Source organism: Nostoc sp. KVJ20 (assembly GCF_001712795.1).
Lineage (GTDB): Bacteria > Cyanobacteriota > Cyanobacteriia > Cyanobacteriales > Nostocaceae > Nostoc.
Window position 1 is genome coordinate 1 of sequence record NZ_KV757772.1, and the last position, 3,300, is coordinate 3,300.

Consider the following 3,300-nt stretch of genomic DNA (forward strand, 5'->3'; position numbering starts at 1 on the left):
GTTGAGCATTGAGATAAATGAAAGAGCAAAATGAACTCCTAAAACAGCAGTTGATAGAAGCGATTTCTTGTCAAAATCTGCAAGAAATTCAAAAAATCCTAACCTTAGCACAATTAGAGGATGAAACAATAATCCTCAAAGAAGCTCTTGTGCAAGTAGAGTATGCAAATTTTGTTTGGTTCTTGCAAGAATACGTGGGTAAGGAAAGTTATCAACAAGCCGTAAAGGATGTATCGACAAGCATAACTCAAAAACTAGTTCAAGGAGGTTTCAAGCCAGGGGTTGATTTCAACTTACACCCAGATGGTAGGATGTTGGCATCAAAGGAGGCAAATGAATATTTAGAAAATTATCAAGTTAATTCTGACCCAATATTGGAAATCAACTTAACCGGAACATGATCTTAGCAAGCTTGCCAAACCCTTGAGTAAAGGCATATTCAATCTCTGCGGGATCACAAATCTCTGTTAGTTTGGATTTCAGCCCAGGAAGTTCTCTAACCTCAATACAGATATTTACATATACATCTTTAGTTTCCACATGGAATAGGCCAGCATTTATGTTTAAAAAATCACCTGTTAGCATTGAACAGTAAGTTAAAGATTGTTTCCATTGTGATTTGTACTTCATTTTAAAATAACTATCGCCTAAATTCTTTTTGAACTTAGATGACTTTTCCTGTGGTTTTGGTTCCCAGAATATACTATTCTCCAACTGCCCAAGAGCTTCTATTGTCGTTACATTAGTCGCCACATTGGTACTGCCTTGTTGTTTTAGCTTTTTCTGTTCGACAAAAGACATAGCCAAGATACGGTTCTTATGTCGCTCAAAAGCTTCCTTGTACAGTTCCCATGCTTTTTTGGTAATTGCTGATTGGGATGGCTCAACAATTTTAACGATTTCGCGCCAATCACCAAGAGTAAATTTAGTAATATTTTCAATAAAAGCGATGAAAATGGCGCTATAAATTTTAGTGGGACTTGCACCCCGTAAACCTTGCTTTTTTAGGGTATCAGTAACTAAGTCTAATCTGTAAGTAGAAACAGAAAGGTCAATTTCTGTAAGAGCAAGGCTAAAACCCTGTCTAAGTCGGATTCTGCTAAAATTTGGCTTTGTAGGATTCTCCTTAGTAGTAAAATCAATCGTTTCACCACAGCTTGGACAAATAGCTTGGTGATGTTGAATCAGCACTCCATCGTTGTCAACTTCGGCTTCAATTTTAGCTAATTCATCAGTTAGCGGTTTAAAAATATGGGTGCAATGCTCACATTGAATTAAGCCTTTGTTTTGTATTTCTGATATAGTTTCAGGCAATAAAGTCCATTTGCGGGCTTCATCAGGAAGCCCATGCTTTTTCCAATTATCGGTAATATCAATAATTACCGCAGTTGGTTTTAAAGTGTAAGTTCTTAGAACCCGCCCCAGCATTTGCAGCCAGAGAGTAGAGCTTTCAGTCGGACGGACACAGTAGACGCACTCAATATTAGGACAATCAAAGCCCTCGGTTAAGATTTCATAATTAGTAATTACTTGGGTAGTGCCATTGCGAAAACGCTGCAATATTTCTAATCTCTCTTGTGAAGGAGTTTTCCCATCCAAATGTTCAGCACTAATATAATTACGAGAAAATTCCTCAGCCAGGGCACGAGAATGTTCTAAGCTACAAGCGAAAATAACTGTACGAAGATTTCGTGCATATTTAAAGTAATTCTCAAGGATTTCACTAACCCCAATCTGGCTAGTGACGGCAACCGCTAAATCTTTAGCTCTAAAATCCCCACGAGATTTTGCAACTCCAAGAGTAGAAATAGTTTGATTAGTTGCAAATAATCGAAACTCACTTAAATACCCAGCCTGGATTAAGTAAGCCGTGTCAATGCCAACAACCAAATCATCAAATAAATCAACAAACCCTTGACCGTCAATTCTTTGGGGAGTGGCAGTTACACCTAATATCTGAGCGCTTTCATAATGTTCAATTAATCGCCGATAAGATAAAGCAGTTGCATGATGCGCTTCATCTAATATCAAAAGTCCAATGTTAATTGGCAACTCTAATACCTCTCGTCTGCTCAACGTTTGAACGCTAGCAACTTGGATTCTCCGTTCCGGATTAGCCAGAACACCTGCTTTGATAATCCCAACTGGTTCACCGATAATTTGCTCAAGCTTTTCGGCAGCTTGAGATATCAACTCAATCCGATGGGCAATGACTAAAACTTGCTTTCCTTGGTCAAAGAATTTATGAGAAATATGTGCAAAGCACACCGTTTTCCCGGCGGCTGTCGGGAGTTGTGCAAGCACTCGCCTATTACCATTCTCCCAAGAATTCCAAATATCTTTTATCCACTGATGTTGATAATCTCTAAGTTCGTAGGTAACAGGCATTTAATCTACCTCAACAAGAATTTTTATCTCGTGGGAATATTGCTCATTATGCCACAAGCTCTTCAAGTTAAGATACCGATAATCCCAATTCTAAAAGTAGTAAAAATGTTTTGGATTGATTTGATGCGATTTTACTTCATTAAGAGCAAATTATAGAGAGAATAAACTGGAAGTGATACACTATTATAAATAAAAAAGAGTCAAAAGACAGAATTCAGAATACTCTACCCATAAAGGGATAAAGTTCTAAGGCGAGAATATTTTAATTTTTTTTCGTCCACAAGGGGAGCCACTGCGGTCTTGGCTCGTAGTCAAGATGAGCAAGTGGCGTGCAAGGTTTTAAACCAATATTCAGACGCTCTTTACGAGAAGCTAAAAGCGAACGATGACTCGCTTGCCGCCGGCGCTATCACCCAGTCGTGCAGAATTCATACCTGTTTTCTGACTCCTGACTTCTAAATTCTGTTCGATAAAGTTTCACCCTATTCAAAGCTAGCAGAATCATCTGTACTAACAGCTGAAATAGTCTTATAAAGTTGATATTATAAATGGAACTGGCAATAAAGGCTAGTCAAATTACTGTTGGTTGATTAGATATCTTTGCCAATGTTGCTAAATGCTAAAGGAAAAGGTAAAAAATAAATAGTTACGTGAAAGTAGGGGGTAGAAGCAGGTTCTCTTTACTGCTGATTTAGGATTGGGGAAATATTCTTATCAACTGTACTAAGATAGCTTCTAAGCTATTTAGCGCAGCGTTAGTGGTTCTTTGATGTTCATCAAAATGACGCTGATGTTCATCAAAATTTCTTTGTTGCTGTTCCTGACTATCACGTAATTCAAGTAACACATCATCTAAAACTGCACTACGACTTAATACACGGTCAACATTATTTGGTAAGGATTCAGGTCTAA

General features: G+C 37.9%; 2 protein-coding genes and 1 pseudogene. 1 reads left to right on the top strand and 2 read right to left on the bottom strand.

Features of this window, described 5'->3' with window-relative positions:
• Positions 1–17: 17 nt before the first annotated feature.
• Positions 18–401, top strand: a complete 384-nt coding sequence (locus tag A4S05_RS36145) for a hypothetical protein (protein ID WP_069074571.1) — start codon at positions 18–20, stop codon at positions 399–401.
• On the opposite strand, the gene A4S05_RS36150 is transcribed toward A4S05_RS36145, so the two are convergent.
• Complete coding sequence (locus A4S05_RS36150) at positions 382–2,388, bottom strand: DEAD/DEAH box helicase (protein WP_069074572.1); 2,007 nt, start codon at positions 2,386–2,388, stop codon at positions 382–384. The genes A4S05_RS36145 and A4S05_RS36150 overlap by 20 nt on opposite strands.
• Positions 2,389–3,079: 691 nt before the next feature.
• Positions 3,080–3,300: pseudogene (locus A4S05_RS36155) on the bottom strand (hypothetical protein); the annotation flags it as partial.

Bases quoted from the DNA above. Each gene is read 5' to 3' on its own strand.
- A4S05_RS36145 (WP_069074571.1), top strand. From the start codon at position 18: ATGAAAGAGCAAAATGAACTCCTAAAACAGCAGTTGATAGAAGCGATT.
- A4S05_RS36150 (WP_069074572.1), bottom strand. From the start codon at position 2,388: ATGCCTGTTACCTACGAACTTAGAGATTATCAACATCAGTGGATAAAA.